Below are 14,405 nucleotides of genomic sequence, written 5' to 3'. Positions count from 1 at the left end.
GCGAATCCCCTCCATCTGCCGTCTCGGCGATGGGGGGATGCTGTTGCTAATTCCGTCGAAGCACCAACTAATCATCGAGTAACTCGGCCGTACCGTTTCGATCGTCTCCACTCGCTAATCCGCCTTTTCGGACCGTTCGTCGCTCGAGACTCGCCGTCGCTTCGACCGACTCGGGGCGGTAATTCCGGATCGGGACACGCGACCGCATCGACGGCAGCGGTCGATCGAAAACGGTCGGGCTGTGAGAACGATCACCGTGGCGCGCCCTCCCGGCGTCCGCGGCGGACCGATACCATGAACTACCCGGCGACAGCCTGTAGAGATATGCCGATCGAAGACCGGGACAACGCGTATCTCATCACTCACGCACTGGCGAAAGACACGCTCTCACGGCTTCGCGACGTCGAAACCGAGCAGGTCAGCTTTCGGAAAGGGCTGGTGAAACTCGGGCGCATCTGCGGCTACGAGATCATCGACGGCCGGATGGAGACCGAGTACGTCGAGATCGAAACCCCGCTCGAGCCCACGATGGGCGAGCGGGTCCGGGGGCTCGACGACGTCGTGATCATCAACGTCCTGCGCGCGGCGACGCCGTTCGTGGAGGGGCTGCTGAAGGCGTTCCCCCGCGCGCGACAGGGAGTTATCAGCGCGAGCCGTGACGAGGAAGCCGGCCGCGACGAGGACGGCGCGTTCCCCATCTCGGTCGACTACGTGAAACTGCCAGAGATCACCGAGGATGACACCGTGATCGTCGCGGATCCGATGCTCGCGACGGGGAGTACGATGTGTACCGTCCTCGAACACGTCATCGAGAACTCGCCGGAGCCGGAGAACCTGATCGTCCTCTCGGCGGTCTCCGCCCCCGAAGGACTGCTCCGCGTCGACGAGGAGTGTCCGCAGGCGGACCTGCTGACGGTGTCGATCGACGACTACCTCGACGACGACGGCTTCATCGTCCCCGGTCTGGGTGACGCCGGCGACCGTGCGTTCCGCACGACCTGAGCCGTCACTCGCGCCGACCTAAGCTGTCACTCGCGCCGACCTAAGCTGTCACTCGCGCCGACCTAAGCTGTCACTCGCGCTGCCATCGCCTTTTTGCGGATCGGCTGTGAGTCGAAGACATGGACTACAGCGTCGTCGATCCGGACGAACTCGAGCCGACCGAAGACCGAGACTGCGATCTCCGCCGGGTGAGCGAGGCCGCCGGCCTCGAGAACGTCGCCATCAACCGATTTCGAGCGGAACCGGGCGAGCAGTTGCCCCTGGCCTACCACTACCACGAGCAACAGGAGGAGGCGTTTATCGTCCGTTCGGGGACGCTTCACGTCGAGACGCCCGACGGCGAGTTCGAGGTCCCGGCGGGATCGGTGTTCGCGGTCCAGCCGGAAGCGCCACAGCGAGCGTACAACCCCGCGGACGCCGAGGCAGCGATCGAGGTCTTCGCGATCGGTGCGCCGCCGGTCAGCGGCGATGCCGTCGCGTACGATCCCGAGGAGTAGCACGCAAAGCCCACGGCGTTAGTCGTGAGCAACTGAGAGCGGGACCTCGCCGTCGGTAACGACCACTTCCGTCCCGGTGTAGAGGCCGAACCCGGCGAAGATTAGTATCACGAACACGAGGAGGAGACAGAGAACCAGCCAGTAGAGCGGATACTCCCTCTCGATCGTCAGATACAGCCCGAGGCCGACGAATCCGGGCGCAAGCCCCAGCAAAAACAAGACGACGATACCAACGGCCCACGTGAAGTGGTATTCGCCGGTCGCGTGATCGTCCTGCAGTCGGCGGAAGACGAAGTAGATCGCCGCGAGTACCGCCGCAAGGATCCCGAGCAGGAAGAACGCGTTCAGTATTCCGAATGGGACGGCCATACGGACGTACTCAAACAGTTATACTAATGCGTGCCGTTTCACCGTCGGTCTACCACCGGCCCTCCCGGCCGGTTGTGGTTCGACGACGGCCGTTCTGAACCCGCGACGAGAACCGAAGCTGTCGCGATCGTGCACCGTTCTCGAGGATCCGGCAGGTGGCTACCCGTCGGTTCCACAGGTGTCGATCCCAAGCAACGCGTTCATCGGACAGCGCTGGATGATCGCGGTCGCGAAAATGTCGCTCCCAGCGACGAACGCGAGCGTGCCGACCGTTCGATTCCGGTTACGGTAGCCGACCACCAGTAGTACGATGCCGAACACGATGCGCCAGATGCGATCGAATCCGCCGACGTTTCGATCCATACGCGGTGGAACGAGTGCAATGCCCGTAGGGGTTTCCTTGCAAACGGTGTGACACCCTCGCGTCTCCCCGCAACCCCTTCGTTTCCGGTCGAACCGACCGCAGGAGCCGTTCGGACGGGGTACGACGGCTGTCGGTCGAGGCGAAACGGTCATCCGGAATTCCCGCGCGATTCGCGGTTCCGTTACTCCTTGGACGCCGACTCCTCGTCCCCGCTCGAGAGCCCGTCCGTTCGCTCGCGCTCGAACGCCGGCGCGGCTTCCTGCGAGTCGGCGTAGCCGTCGAACCAGCGGGCGATACGCTCGAGTCGGTCGACGACGTGAGCCGGTTCGCCGGATCGGGAGAGTTCGTGACCCTCTCGCGGGTAGCGAACCAGCCGCGTGTCGACCCCGTGTTTTTGCAGGCCGAGGTAGAACAGTTCGGCCGTGTTCGCGGGCGTGCGGTAGTCGCGGTCGGAATGCATCACGAGCGTCGGGGTGTCGACCGCGCCAACGTGGGCGACGGGCGACTGCTCCCAGAGGAACGCGGACTCCTCCCACGGCGTCGTCCCGAAGTCACCCTCGATCAGCTTGAACGCGTCCGTCGAGCCGTAGAAACTCGTCAGGTCGTAGACGCCGCGCTGGGAGACCGCCGCCTCGAAGCGGTCGGTCTGGGTGACCGCCCACGCGGTCATGAAGCCGCCGAAGCTCCCGCCGGTGACGAACTGCTCGTCTTCGTCGACGAACTCGCGCTCGCAGACCGCGTCGACCCCGGCGAGTACGTCGGTCAGGGTGACCTCGCCCCAGTCGCGCTCGATGGCCGTCGCGTGCTCTTCGCCGTAGCCCGTCGACCCCCGCGGATTACACCAGAAGACGACGTAGCCCCGCGCCGCGAGCGTCTGGAACTCGTGCCACATCGTCCCCGCGGTCGTCCACTGGGCGTGCGGGCCGCCGTGAATATCAACGACGAGCGGATACTGTTCGTCGGTGGCGTCGGCGTCGAACTCGGGTGGCGTGAGCAGCCAGCCCTGAATCCGCCGACTCCCCTCGCTCCCACTCGATTCCTCGTCGACCGCGAACCACACCTCCTCGGGCTGTCGGACCGGCTTGTCAGCGAGGTAGTCGGCGTTGACCCGCGTCAGCCGGTGTACCTCGTTGCCCCCGCGCGTGGTGACGAAGATGTCGCCGGGGTGATCCCACTCGCTGAGCGCGTACGCGACGGCGTTCTCGCCGACGGAGAACGCGGAGATATCGCTGCCGTCGCCGTACACCTTCTCGGGCTCCTCGTTCGCGTCGCCAGGCACCGACCACAGCACCCGCGACCCCTCGTCGGGCGTCGAGAGGTACAGCGTCTCGCCGTCGGGCGCCCACTCGAAGCCACAGTTGTGGCCGACGGTTCGATCCAGCGACTCCGTCGGCGTTCGTTCCTCGCCGGTCTCGCGGTCGTGGACCCGGATCTCGGTCTGGCGCATCGAGGCGTTCTCCTCGGGCGTGTACTCGAAGGCGATCCGGCCGTCTTCGGTCGCCTCGAGCGACGAGACCCACCCCGTCGTCCGCGTGAACGAGTCGACGGCTCCCGAGGCGAGATCTCGTTCGTACAGCTCGTACACGAGCGAGTCGTCCGGCACCTCGCCGGTCTTGGCGGCGTAGTAGACCGTCTTGCCGTCGCCCCACGCCGGCGCGACGTAGTCCCGGTCGACGGGCTGGTCGCCCGTCCCGGTGAGCCGCGTGATCTCGTCACCCTCGCGGTCGTCGGTTTCGGAGGACTCGAGTGCGGCCGCGACGTCGAGCGCGTAGACGTGGCTCCGCCGGCCGTCGAGGTACTCGGTGCCGGCGCGGTAGACCAGCCGGTCGATGACGCGCGGATCCGGCTCCTCGGGTTCGTAGTCCGGATCGACCGCGAGGTCGCGGTCCGCGTCGCGGTCGTCGGCGGTGACCTGCTGGGTGAAGAGTAGTCGAGAGCCGTCGGGACTCCACTCGAGGTCGCCGATGCCGCCGACGACCGACGTCAGCCGCCGCGCTTCACCGCCGTCGGTCGGGACGAGCCACAGCTGTTGGCGGTCGGTCTCGCCGCGGGTGCTGGCGAACGCGAGCCAGTCGCTATCCGGACCGAATCGGGGCTGGCTGTCGACGCCGTCGCTGGCGGTGAACTGCGTCGGTTCGTCGCCGCCGATGGGAACGACGTAGATCGTCGCGGTGTACGATTCGTCGTCATCGGGCGTTCGACGGACGAAGGCGATGCGCTCGTCGTCGAGTGAGAGCTGCGGATCGTCGGCGTGGACGATGTCGTAGTAGTCGGCCGCTTCGATCGAATTCATGACCAGAGATTCCCGACAGTCTGTGAAATGAGTTTTGTTGGGCCGTTGTCCTATCGTGCGGCGGTATCGTTCGCCGCTCGAGTCGAACGGCGAACCCGATCCGAAAGGAGTCGTGGTCGTCCAGTTAGCCGCTCAACGAGAGTGGTCAACACAGTACAAATGATCTGCGAGATTACACTCTTAATTATCAACATCACATATTCGCTTCCGGCAAATATCGAAGAACTATTAATAGATCCCGCAGTGAAATTCTGGTATGGTGCGGCATATTAACCGACGAAAATTTATTACCATCAGTGGTGCTGCTGGAATCGTAAGCGTCGCCGGTTGTATCGGGGAAGACGCCGTCGAAGACGACGAAGAAAACGGCGACGACGAGGAGGATCTCGGTGACGCCGATCCGGACGAAGGCGGCGAAATCCTCTCGTGGGACGCCGGCGGCACGGGTGGGACCTACTACCCGCTGTCGGGTGACTTCAAGAGCATCGTGGAGGAACACACCCCGCACGGGCTGCAGGTGCAGTCGACCGGTGCGAGCCTCGAGAACGTCGGCAGGCTCCACCGAGAGGACTCGGAGTTCGCGCTGATCCAGAACGACATCGCCTACTTCGCGTACAACGGCACCGGGATCGACGACCTCGAGGGCGAGCCGATGGAGAACATCCGCGGCGTCGCCTCGCTGTACCCGGAGACGATCCACGTCGTCACGCAAGCGGACTCGGGCATCGAGAGCGTCGAGGACCTCGAGGGACAGACGGTCAACGTCGGCGACGCTGGCAGCGGGACCGAAGTCAACGCCATGCAGATCCTCGAGGCCGCCGGCATCGGCGAGGACGACTTCGACGTCCAGACCGGCGACTTCGATACGGCGACCGACCAGATCCGCGACGGCGACATCGACGCGGCGTTCGTGGTGGGCGGGTGGCCCGTCGGCTCCGTCGAAGAACTCGCGACGACTTCCGATATCTCGCTGGTCGAAGTGTCCGGAGACGTTCGCGAAGCGGCCATGGACAGCGCCGAGTGGTTCGCCGAAGACACGATTCCGGGCGGTACCTACGAGGGCAACGACGACGACGTCGAGACGGTGTCCGTACAGGCGATGATCGCCACGCACGACGGCGTCTCCGAAGAGATCGTCGAAGAGATCACGACCGCGATCTTCGACAACACCGACAGCATCAACCAGAAGTCGGACTTCATCGACGTCGAGTCGGCACAGGACGGCATGCCGATCGATCTGCACCCGGGAGCAGCCGCCTACTTCGACGAGCAGTAGCCCGGCGCTACTCTCTAACTTATCGTGAATCGAGCTACTCGCCGACGCTTCGTCGTGGTGTTACTGGCAGCGCTGGTAGCCGCGGCGCTCCTCGTCGCGGGCGCGGCCGCGTCGCCCGACAAGACGCTCGTCGTCGAAGACGCCAACTCGGGCGACCGACTGCTCGAGATCCCGGTCGACGAAGGGGACGAGGTGACGCTTTCGTATACGCACAGCGTCGAGAAGACGCCCATTCAGGACATCTACGTCGTCGGCGACGCCGAGTTGCGGATGGATCGGATGATCTTCCACTCACACGGGGCCGGACTGCCGTCGGACGCGGACATCGAGAAGACCGACGAGGGGTTCGTCCTCTACCTCGACGATACGTACGAGGAACTCCGCGTCTCTCCGGGCTCGATCGCCGGACACGAACTCGTCGTGGGCGACGAGCGGTACGACCTCGTCGAACCCGCGGACAGATCGGTCGTCATCTCGATCGAGGATCGGGGTCTCGTCGACGGTATTTTCGGCTCGGTTGGGGATCGGAACCGGTAGTCAACAGACGCGAGACGATATTATTCGAAATGAGCGTAGACACACGCGACACGGACGAACTTTCGGGAGAAGAACAGGAAGAACTGTTGGACGAAGTCGAACGCCGTCGGTCCCACCGCGGGGCGGCGGCCCTCGTCGTCGCGCTGATCGCGATCGCGTTCTCGGCGTTTCAGATGTGGATCGCCGCCCGCGGGAACGCCTTCCGCGGAACGCTTCCGCTCGTCGGCGAGATCGACCTCATCTCGTTCCAGCCGCTCCAGGTCAATACGATACACGTGACGTTCGCGCTGGTCCTCGCGTTTCTGCTGTTTCCAGCGACGAAGGGCGACGGGTTCATCGCGCGACGGGTCGCGAAGATCGAACCCGCGGTCCGCCGCCGGTTCGGTCCCGACAGTTCGCTGACGCGGACCGTCGAACGGCTCGGCGACGGCGTCCGCTGGGCGGTCGTCGATCCGTCGCTGCGACGGGTCACTCCGGTCGACGTCGTCCTCGTCTTTCTCGCGCTCCTCCCCGCGTACTACACCGCCACGCAGTGGGACGAACTCCGGCGAATGGCGCTTCGCGGCGCACACGGCGTCCGGCCGATACACGAGATGTACCCGGTACTCGAGCCGCTCGTGATGGGCATCGCGGCGCTCGGCGTTCCGATAGACGAGGTCTCCTACGCCTACCTGATGGGCGTTCTCGGCATTTTGCTGGTACTTGAGGCGACGCGACGAGCGCTCGGATTCCTGCTGATGTCGCTGGTCGGGTCGTTCATCGTCTACGCGCGCTGGGGCTATCTCGTTCCCCGCGATTCGATGCTCGGGACGCTCGCGATTCAGCCCGACACCTGGGGGAACATCGTCTACAACCTCTGGTACACCACGCAGGCGGGAATCATGAGCGCTCCCGTCTCCGCGAGCGTTCGCTTCATCTACATCTTCATCCTCTTCGGGGCGTTCCTCGAGATGAGCGGCGCCGGCAAGTGGTTCATCGATCTGGCGTACTCGCTGACCGGAACGAAAAAGGGCGGTCCCGCAAAGGCGAGCGTCGTCTCGAGCGGCTTCATGGGAATGATCTCGGGATCGTCGGTCGCGAACACCGTGACGACGGGCGCGTTCACCATCCCGCTGATGAAGCGATCCGGCTACACCCCCGAGTTCGCCGGCGCGGTCGAGTCGTCGACCTCCTCGGGCGGACAGATGCTCCCGCCGGTGATGGGAGCCGCGGCGTTCCTCATCGTCGAACTGTGGGGAATCCCGTACACGACCGTCATCGCCGCCGCTACCCTCCCCGCGATCGCATTCTTCTTCGGCATGTGGGTGATGGTCCACTTCGAGGCGATTCGGGGCGGCATCGGCGGACTTCCGCGAGCGGAGCTTCCGAATCCCCGCTCGACGCTTCGAACCGGCTGGTTCTACCTGATCCCGATCGTCCTCTTGTTGTACTTCCTCGTGATCGCTCGCTTCTCGATCAACCGCGCCGGCTGGTTCACCCTCGTCTCCATCGTCGCCCTGATCGCCGTTATCGCCGCCTACAACGAGGCGACGCGCGTCCCGCTGCTCGGAAGCATCGCCGCGCTCTTCGCCCTTCAGGCGACCGCGTACGCGACTGCCGGCGGCGGGATCGTCGACGCGGCGCGGGCCGCCGTCGGACTCGGTGCGACCGGTGATCCGTACTCGCTCGGGGCGGCCACGCTCGCGGCAGTATCGGACCTCGGAACCATTGCGATCCTCGTCAGTCTGGCGTTCTTACTCGTTCGTCCGGACAGAGATGCGCCGTTGCTCGACCTCCACGACTCAGTCGACGGAACCGCCGAACGAAGCGCGGAAGCGATCGGCCGGTCGGGCCTCTCGCAGAACAACGCTTACCGATTCGGATCGTTCATCGTGAAGTCGATGGACGCGGGCGCGCGAACGGCCACGACGGTCGTCGTCGCCGTCGCCGCCGCCGGCATCGTTCCGGGAGTCATCAGCGTCTCCGGGCTCGGTCCGAATCTCGCCGCGTTCATCAACACGGTCAGCGGCGACTCGACGTTGCTCCTGCTGGTCCTGACGGGCGTCGCGGCGATCATCTTCGGGATGGGGATGCCGACGACCGCCATGTACATCATCCTGGCCGCGATGCTCACCAGTCCGATGGACGACGCCGGCATCCTGCTCATCGCCTCCCAGCTCTACATCCTCTACTTCGGCCTGATGGCCGACGTGACTCCGCCGGTCGCCGTCGCCGCGTTCGCCGCCGCCGGGGTCGCCAAGGCCGAGGAACTGAAGACCGCGGTGACGGCCTTCTTGCTCTCGTTAAACAAGATCCTCGTCCCGCTCGCGTTCGTCTTCTCGCCCGGAATCTTGCTTCACCGCGGCGAGGAACTCATCGGACTCGCCGACGTCACCGACGTCGGGTTCTTCGTCCCGTACGTCGCGATTCCGGTGGTCGGGATGTTCCTCGGCGTCTACGCCATGGGCGTCACGATCATCGGATACCAGTACTCGAAGGTGTCGAGCGTCGAGCGGTCCGGATATGCGATCGCGTCGATGCTGTTGATGGTTCCCGAGGTTCCGCTGATCTTCGTCGAGGTGATACTCGGACTGTTCGGGATCCCGGCCGCGCTGACGATCTTCACGCTCACCGGTTCGCTCCGGTTCGTCGGGCTGGTCCTCCTCGTCAGCCTGTCCTACCGGAACCGATCGCTCGGACAGGGTCCGGAAACGGGCAGCGACGTCGCAGCGTCGGCGCCAGGAGACGCCTGATCGAACCGTCCGATCCAGTTACGTTTTCAACACGAAGCGTATAGACACAGTCAGTGACTGCCAGAAGCGCTACCGGTACCGCCGGCACGAGCGGCCCCGATGCGTCGGATGTACCGTTTCAGGTTGCGATTAGCGTGTACGCCGGTGTGCTCTTCGCGGGCCTCGCGGCGACGGCCGGTGCGATGGCTACCGCCTCGTCGGCCGCTCTCGCCACCGCGTACGCGGCCGGCTTCGCGGTCGGCTGCGTCGGCGGTCTCGTCCTCGCGAGGACGGACCGCCACCTCCCGACGCGGCTCGGCCGGTCGCTCGCTCGGCGACTGACGCTCGTCTCTCCGGCCGTCCTCTTCGCCCTCCTGTGGCTCGCTCCGCTCGAGGCCGCCGTCGACATCGTCGCCGTCTGGTCGGTGATCGCCGTCTTCGTGACGGGCTACGTCCTCTCGCAACTGGCCGGAAATCGATACGTCGACAGCGTGACGCCCGGCGATCCCGAAGAGACCTGGCAGTGGGATCCGCCCGGTTCCGTTCCACTCGATATCGCGCTCTTCGCGCTGTACGTCTTCCTCGGCGTCGGCAACGCCGTCAACGGAAACTGGCAGGGAGCGTCGCTGTGGCTGGCCCTCGGTGTCGTCTGGATCGGCAGCTGTTTCGCGGAGGGACGGTGGACGTTCGGGCCGGGACGGGATCGCTGCGAGATCCAGATCTACGAAAACGGGCTCGTCAAACGACGACCCTACACGAAGTCGTTCGTCGCGTGGGACGATATCAACCATACCCGCCTACGCGGCGACGAACTCGTCCTCGATTACGGCCTGCGCGACGTGCGATTCGACCGCGACGAACTCGAGGATTCAGAGGCCGTCCTCGAGGCGGTCGATCGGCGGCTGTCGGAGACTGGCTCACGATACCAGTAGCGGGCCCCATTTTCGTGGTACCATTTCGGGTGTGGAAAGTCCGGCAAGTAGCGGTGACGGTTACCGGTCAGCACGGCGTCGGTACAGATAATAGGAGAGCGTTGGAACCGAGATGAACAGCAGTTCTGTGAATACGGCACCACCGAGGTGAACGACACCTGTAAGTCCCCACAAAATACTCGGTGACCACGTTTTATCCCCACTGAGCGTCCGAAGATCCGCAAGTAAACAAACGAGGACGACCACTGCCACGAGAATTCCCGTCCAGAATGTGACCATCTGGAGTATGAACCATGCAACGTCCATACCGAGAGTTGCGTCGGGAGAGTGAGCCGTGGCAAAGAACGCACGGGACGCGAAATAAGAGGTCAGCGACGTCAGAATCACGACGGGGAACAGAAGGATTCCGTACCACCACGACGAACGTGACATATCACACGGTTACAGTAGAGTAACATAATTATGACTGAAAGGTAATCGATGCAAGACAACCGCTCAGTTCGCGCATGGAGTTGCCGTTCAGTACAGGCGGAGGCGTTGCCGCTGCGGTCGAGCCACGAGCGCAGCACCCGCGAGCGACTAACAGGAGCGAGCGGCCTTTTTAGCGTAGATTTTTGCGCCGAGTGGGTCCGAGCGCAGCGAGCGAACCCAAAGCGGAAAAAGGTACTTCTGCATACCCACGTCATACAGCGTGACGCACCTCACTCGAGATCCACTCGCCCGCTCGTCGCGCTCCGCAACCGGTCCCGAAACGCGTCGGTCTCCGCGAGCGGCACCCGAACCTCGAAGGAGACCGACGCCTGGTAGTCGGCCTCGAACTCGTAGCCCTCGCTTTCGAGAATCCCCCGAACCGTCCCCGAATCGTCGTACTCGACGCCGATCGAAACCGTCTCGTGGGGCCGCTCTTCGACGATCCCGGCTTCCTCGACGGCCTCTTTGACCGCTCGAGAGTAGGCGCGGACGAGACCGCCGACACCGAGATTGGTCCCGCCGTAGTAGCGCGTGACGACGACCGCACAGTTCTCGAGTTCCTGCTGGGTGAGGACGTTCAGCGCCGGCTTTCCCGCGGAGCCGGAGGGCTCGCCGTCGTCGCTCGAGTACTCGCGGAGAAAACCGCTGTCGGCGCTCACATCTACGTCATCCATCTCCGCTCCTGCCCCTGTATCTGTCCCCGCACCCGAACCGGTACCGCCGACTCGCACCCGATACGCGGGCACGTTGTGGGTGGCGTCGGCGTACTCCTCGCCGATGGCGTCGACGAACGCCTCGGCGGCGTCGACGGAGTCGGCGGGGCGAACGTGACCGATGAACTCCGATCCCTGGACAACGAACTCGGCGGTCGCAGGCTCGGCAACCGTCAGGTACGTGTGGCCCACAGCCCATCACCCCCCACGCGTCGCAACTGACGATCCCACCACCGTCGACGCGTCCGCCGCTGCCGCTCGACCATAGCGCCACTACACCGGCCCAAGAAAAGAGCACATCGGTCCCGTTCCGGATGCGGCGGGGCCGTATTCGATCCCCTGTTCCGGCGTACTGTCACGGCATCGAACTCGAGTTAGCTGCCTGAAACCCTACGTTCTTAACGCATACCGTGGTGTGTACACGCATGAGCGATGCTACCATCGACCCCACCTTCGCCGACGAACTCAAGAGCGTCTGTCGCACGACGGTCGGCGACGAACTGCGGAGTATTACCTACTTCACCGAAGACGACGTCGAACAGCTCTATCTCCGCTCGGATCTCGATCAAACGGCCGACCTCGTCGGCTTCGCGGACCACGAGCGACTCGGCTTTCGCTCCCAGTCGGCGTACCGAAACACGCAACTCGGCGAGTACGAGGCGACGATTCGGATGTTCGAGAACGGCTACCTCTCGCGGGTGATTCGCGGTCCCCACGGCGTCTGGGTGACGACCGACTCCATGTCGATGGACCGGTTCGAAGAGCTCACGAGCGCGCTCGAGTCGGTCCTCGAGGAGTTTACCGACGGCGTCGACACCGAGAGCGAGTGACCGAGAGCGAGTGACCGACCGGCGTGAGACCGGCTTCCGAACGCCCTCGACTACTGGATCTCCATCTTCCGGACGAACTCGAGTTCGCGAATCGCGGTGAAGACCTCGCCGGAGAGCTCCTGGTCGGTGATCAGATAGAGTTGGGGCTCGTCGGTGAACTCGGGATCCTCGCTGATCGTCTGGCGGATCGAGATGCCGTGTTCGGCGAGGGTCCCCGTGACCCCCGCGACGATCCCCTTCTGGTCGGCGTCGTCGGGCGTGATCGTCAACACCGTCAGATCGAGCACCGGCGCGAGATCCATCAGGCTCGGCACCTGCGAAATGTTTTGAAAGATGCGGCGCAGTTCGGGATCGGCGAGGATAACGTCGGTCGTCGAGTCGACGACGCGGCGATCGACGCCGATCTCGCGGGCGATACCCGTGTTCGGAATCTCGATGCCGCCCGAAACGACGCGACCGTCGTCGTTGACGGAGAACCCGCGCTCGAGTAGGAGCCGAATAACCGCCTGCTGGCTCGGGGATCCCTCGAACTTCTCCATAATCTCGTCGAACATTCGTTCGCGTATCTATGCGTGCTGGGGTATAATGTCCGGTGATCGACTGCTGGAGCGACTCGATCGACGGCGAACCGCAGCCGGTGTCGTCGGTCCGGTTGTGAACGGGCCGCTCGAGCGGCGATTCCGACTCGACGGGCGCCCGAACACGGCGTCTGACGGGCGATTTTTGAGGGTCTAACCAGTAGCCACCCCCATGCGCGCACTCCGAAGCTGTGACTTCTGTGACGGCGAGGCCGTCGGAACCTTCGAGGTCCTCCCGCCCGAACTCGAGCCGACTGAGACCGAACAGCGGCGTATCGTGCTCTGTACCGGCTGTCGAGAGCAGCTCGAGGACCTCCTCGAGCCGTTGCTCGCCCGTGCCGGCGGCAGCGAAGCGAGCCCGACGGGCGACGCGGACGAGACGGCGGCAAACGCGGGTTCGAACGGCGACGACGACGGCGACGGCGGAACCGTCGTCGACTCGGCGAACGAGTCGACGCAGAAACGGGGGCGTTCCTCGAGTCCGAACGCGACCGTTTCGGGATCTGACACGGACGAGACGAACGAAACAGACGAGACGAACGACACGGATGGGACGGATGAGACGGGCGAGACGAACGACGCCGACGCGGACGAGTCGACGACCGAGTCGACGCTCGAGGGCGGGATCACCTTCGAACGAAGCGACACGCCGGCGGAGTCGAGCGACGCAACTGATGAAGAGACGACGGCCGACACAGCGAGCGGTACCGAACCCGACGCGGGCAGCGCTACGGTTGACGGATCACCGAGCCAGCAGTCCGCGAATCGACCGCCGAAGGCCTACGGTAAGGTCGTCCGGCTGCTGCAAAATCGGGAGTTCCCCATGCCACGAGCCGCCGTCGAGAACCTGGCCGCTGGCGCCTACGACCTCGAGTCACACGAGGTCAAGGCGGTCGTCGACCACGCGCTCGAGGAAGGCGAGTTCGTCGAGAGCCGTGATCTGCTCGAGCGACCCTAAAGCGTTCCCTTCGTACTCGGCGTTCCCGTCCGTCGCTCGTCGACCCGCGTCGCGTCGTCGAGCGCTCGCGTAAGCGCCTTGAACAGCGCCTCGACCTCGTGGTGGGCGTTCTCGCCGGTAACCTCGCAGTGAACGGTGAGACCGGCGTTCATCGCCAACGACTCCCCGAAGTGGCGAGCCATGTCGCTCGTGAAATCGCCGATCTGCGCCTGCGAGAACGTCCCGTCGAAGTAAAATCGCGGCCGACCGCTCACGTCGACGACCGCGCCGGCGACGGCCTCGTCCAGCGGGACCTTCCGATCCGCGTAGCGGACGATGCCCGACCGATCGCCCAGCGCCTCGTCGAACGCCTCCCCGAGGACGATCGCCACGTCCTCGACCGTGTGGTGATCGTCGATCTCGAGGTCGCCGTCGCAGTCGATCTCGAGGTCGAACAACCCGTGTTTAGCGAACGACGTCAGCATGTGGTCGAAAAAGCCGACTCCGGTGTCCACATCGGCGTCGCCGCTGCCGTCGATCGACAGCGTACACTCGATCGACGTCTCGGCGGTCTCGCGCGTGACGGTCGCCGTTCGCTCGCTCATACCGTTGGGATGACCCCGCCGGTACAAGGAAATTGCGCTCGGCACCCGCCGGTGCGAGCGAACTCACTCGAGCGCGCTCGTCGATTCGGCGATTGCTACCACCCCGACCAGCCAGAACGCCACTACCGCTTCAGAGTGGATTATAAAACGTCTAATCCTCTCTCGAGGCGTTTCGAAACGTCATTTGGGACACAGTAACGGACCTGAAACGGACCGAAACGACGGCAAGGTTCGACCCATTATATGACGTGTTGGCTGAATGTCGTTCGTACAGGACGGTGACTCGAACC

14 protein-coding genes are annotated in these 14,405 nt (G+C 64.3%); 8 read left to right on the top strand and 6 right to left on the bottom strand.

Going from position 1 to position 14,405, the window contains the following annotated elements:
- Window positions 1–324 precede the first annotated feature (324 nt).
- Together upp and ACSFC5_RS17910 are read left to right on the top strand one after the other, a co-directional pair.
- Window positions 325–1,002, top strand: a complete 678-nt coding sequence (gene upp, locus ACSFC5_RS17915) for a uracil phosphoribosyltransferase (RefSeq protein ID WP_440766609.1) — start codon at window positions 325–327, stop codon at window positions 1,000–1,002.
- 119 nt (window positions 1,003–1,121) lie between these two features.
- Window positions 1,122–1,499, top strand: a complete 378-nt coding sequence (locus tag ACSFC5_RS17910) for a cupin domain-containing protein (RefSeq protein WP_440766608.1) — start codon at window positions 1,122–1,124, stop codon at window positions 1,497–1,499.
- 18 nt (window positions 1,500–1,517) lie between these two features.
- On the opposite strand, the gene ACSFC5_RS17905 is transcribed toward ACSFC5_RS17910, so the two are convergent.
- The 3 genes from ACSFC5_RS17905 to ACSFC5_RS17895 form a co-directional block, all read right to left on the bottom strand.
- Window positions 1,518–1,868, bottom strand: coding sequence for a hypothetical protein (locus ACSFC5_RS17905; RefSeq protein ID WP_440766607.1), 351 nt, complete (start codon window positions 1,866–1,868; stop codon window positions 1,518–1,520).
- A 159-nt stretch (window positions 1,869–2,027) separates the two neighbouring features.
- On the bottom strand, window positions 2,028–2,231 hold the full coding sequence (locus tag ACSFC5_RS17900; protein ID WP_440766606.1) for a YgaP family membrane protein: 204 nt from the start codon (window positions 2,229–2,231) through the stop codon (window positions 2,028–2,030).
- A 182-nt stretch (window positions 2,232–2,413) separates the two neighbouring features.
- A complete protein-coding gene (locus tag ACSFC5_RS17895; RefSeq protein WP_440766605.1) occupies window positions 2,414–4,525 on the bottom strand; it encodes a S9 family peptidase in 2,112 nt (703 codons plus the stop codon).
- Window positions 4,526–4,781: 256 nt separating this feature from the next.
- Between ACSFC5_RS17895 and ACSFC5_RS17890 the strand changes: the two genes are divergently transcribed.
- From ACSFC5_RS17890 to ACSFC5_RS17875, 4 genes are read left to right on the top strand one after another with little or no spacing between them, the layout of a single operon-like run.
- Window positions 4,782–5,801 carry a TAXI family TRAP transporter solute-binding subunit gene (locus ACSFC5_RS17890; protein ID WP_440766604.1) on the top strand — a complete coding sequence of 340 codons (1,020 nt, stop codon included), beginning with the start codon at window positions 4,782–4,784 and terminating at the stop codon, window positions 5,799–5,801.
- 54 nt (window positions 5,802–5,855) lie between these two features.
- Window positions 5,856–6,338 (top strand): DUF1850 domain-containing protein, encoded by a 483-nt coding sequence (locus ACSFC5_RS17885; RefSeq protein WP_440766603.1) that lies wholly within the window; start codon window positions 5,856–5,858, stop codon window positions 6,336–6,338.
- Between the two features lie 29 nt (window positions 6,339–6,367).
- A complete protein-coding gene (locus tag ACSFC5_RS17880) occupies window positions 6,368–9,070 on the top strand; it encodes a TRAP transporter permease (protein WP_440766602.1) in 2,703 nt (900 codons plus the stop codon).
- Between the two features lie 53 nt (window positions 9,071–9,123).
- Entirely contained in the window at window positions 9,124–9,981 is an 858-nt protein-coding gene (locus ACSFC5_RS17875) for a hypothetical protein (protein ID WP_440766601.1), read from the top strand.
- 701 nt (window positions 9,982–10,682) lie between these two features.
- Here ACSFC5_RS17875 and ACSFC5_RS17870 read toward each other — a convergent pair.
- On the bottom strand, window positions 10,683–11,357 hold the full coding sequence (locus ACSFC5_RS17870) for an IMPACT family protein (RefSeq protein ID WP_440766600.1): 675 nt from the start codon (window positions 11,355–11,357) through the stop codon (window positions 10,683–10,685).
- 233 nt (window positions 11,358–11,590) lie between these two features.
- Between ACSFC5_RS17870 and ACSFC5_RS17865 the strand changes: the two genes are divergently transcribed.
- Window positions 11,591–11,995, top strand: a complete 405-nt coding sequence (locus ACSFC5_RS17865; protein WP_440766599.1) for a DUF7522 family protein — start codon at window positions 11,591–11,593, stop codon at window positions 11,993–11,995.
- 50 nt (window positions 11,996–12,045) lie between these two features.
- Here the strand turns inward: ACSFC5_RS17865 and trpY are convergent, their stop codons facing one another.
- On the bottom strand, window positions 12,046–12,549 hold the full coding sequence (trpY, locus tag ACSFC5_RS17860; RefSeq protein ID WP_440766598.1) for a TrpY family transcription regulator: 504 nt from the start codon (window positions 12,547–12,549) through the stop codon (window positions 12,046–12,048).
- Window positions 12,550–12,745: 196 nt separating this feature from the next.
- Here trpY and ACSFC5_RS17855 point away from each other — a divergent pair, with 196 nt between their 5' ends.
- Window positions 12,746–13,531 (top strand): DUF8528 domain-containing protein, encoded by a 786-nt coding sequence (locus ACSFC5_RS17855; RefSeq protein ID WP_440766597.1) that lies wholly within the window; start codon window positions 12,746–12,748, stop codon window positions 13,529–13,531.
- On the opposite strand, the gene hisB is transcribed toward ACSFC5_RS17855, so the two are convergent.
- On the bottom strand, window positions 13,528–14,115 hold the full coding sequence (gene hisB, locus ACSFC5_RS17850; protein ID WP_440766596.1) for an imidazoleglycerol-phosphate dehydratase HisB: 588 nt from the start codon (window positions 14,113–14,115) through the stop codon (window positions 13,528–13,530). The genes ACSFC5_RS17855 and hisB overlap by 4 nt on opposite strands.
- Between the last annotated feature and the right edge of the window lie 290 nt (window positions 14,116–14,405).

The organism is Natronorubrum marinum, from assembly GCF_052040125.1.
Classification (GTDB): Archaea; Halobacteriota; Halobacteria; order Halobacteriales; family Natrialbaceae; genus Natronorubrum.
Note: the sequence above shows the minus strand (reverse complement) of the source record. Positions and strands in the feature narration are given on the sequence as shown.

Coding starts and splice junctions, on each gene's coding strand:
- upp (WP_440766609.1), top strand. CDS start 325: ATGCCGATCGAAGACCGGGACAACGCGTATCTCATCACTCACGCACTG.
- ACSFC5_RS17910 (WP_440766608.1), top strand. CDS start 1,122: ATGGACTACAGCGTCGTCGATCCGGACGAACTCGAGCCGACCGAAGAC.
- ACSFC5_RS17905 (WP_440766607.1), bottom strand. CDS start 1,868: ATGGCCGTCCCATTCGGAATACTGAACGCGTTCTTCCTGCTCGGGATC.
- ACSFC5_RS17900 (WP_440766606.1), bottom strand. CDS start 2,231: ATGGATCGAAACGTCGGCGGATTCGATCGCATCTGGCGCATCGTGTTC.
- ACSFC5_RS17895 (WP_440766605.1), bottom strand. CDS start 4,525: ATGAATTCGATCGAAGCGGCCGACTACTACGACATCGTCCACGCCGAC.
- ACSFC5_RS17890 (WP_440766604.1), top strand. CDS start 4,782: ATGGTGCGGCATATTAACCGACGAAAATTTATTACCATCAGTGGTGCT.
- ACSFC5_RS17880 (WP_440766602.1), top strand. CDS start 6,368: ATGAGCGTAGACACACGCGACACGGACGAACTTTCGGGAGAAGAACAG.
- ACSFC5_RS17865 (WP_440766599.1), top strand. CDS start 11,591: ATGAGCGATGCTACCATCGACCCCACCTTCGCCGACGAACTCAAGAGC.
- trpY (WP_440766598.1), bottom strand. CDS start 12,549: ATGTTCGACGAGATTATGGAGAAGTTCGAGGGATCCCCGAGCCAGCAG.
- ACSFC5_RS17855 (WP_440766597.1), top strand. CDS start 12,746: ATGCGCGCACTCCGAAGCTGTGACTTCTGTGACGGCGAGGCCGTCGGA.
- hisB (WP_440766596.1), bottom strand. CDS start 14,115: ATGAGCGAGCGAACGGCGACCGTCACGCGCGAGACCGCCGAGACGTCG.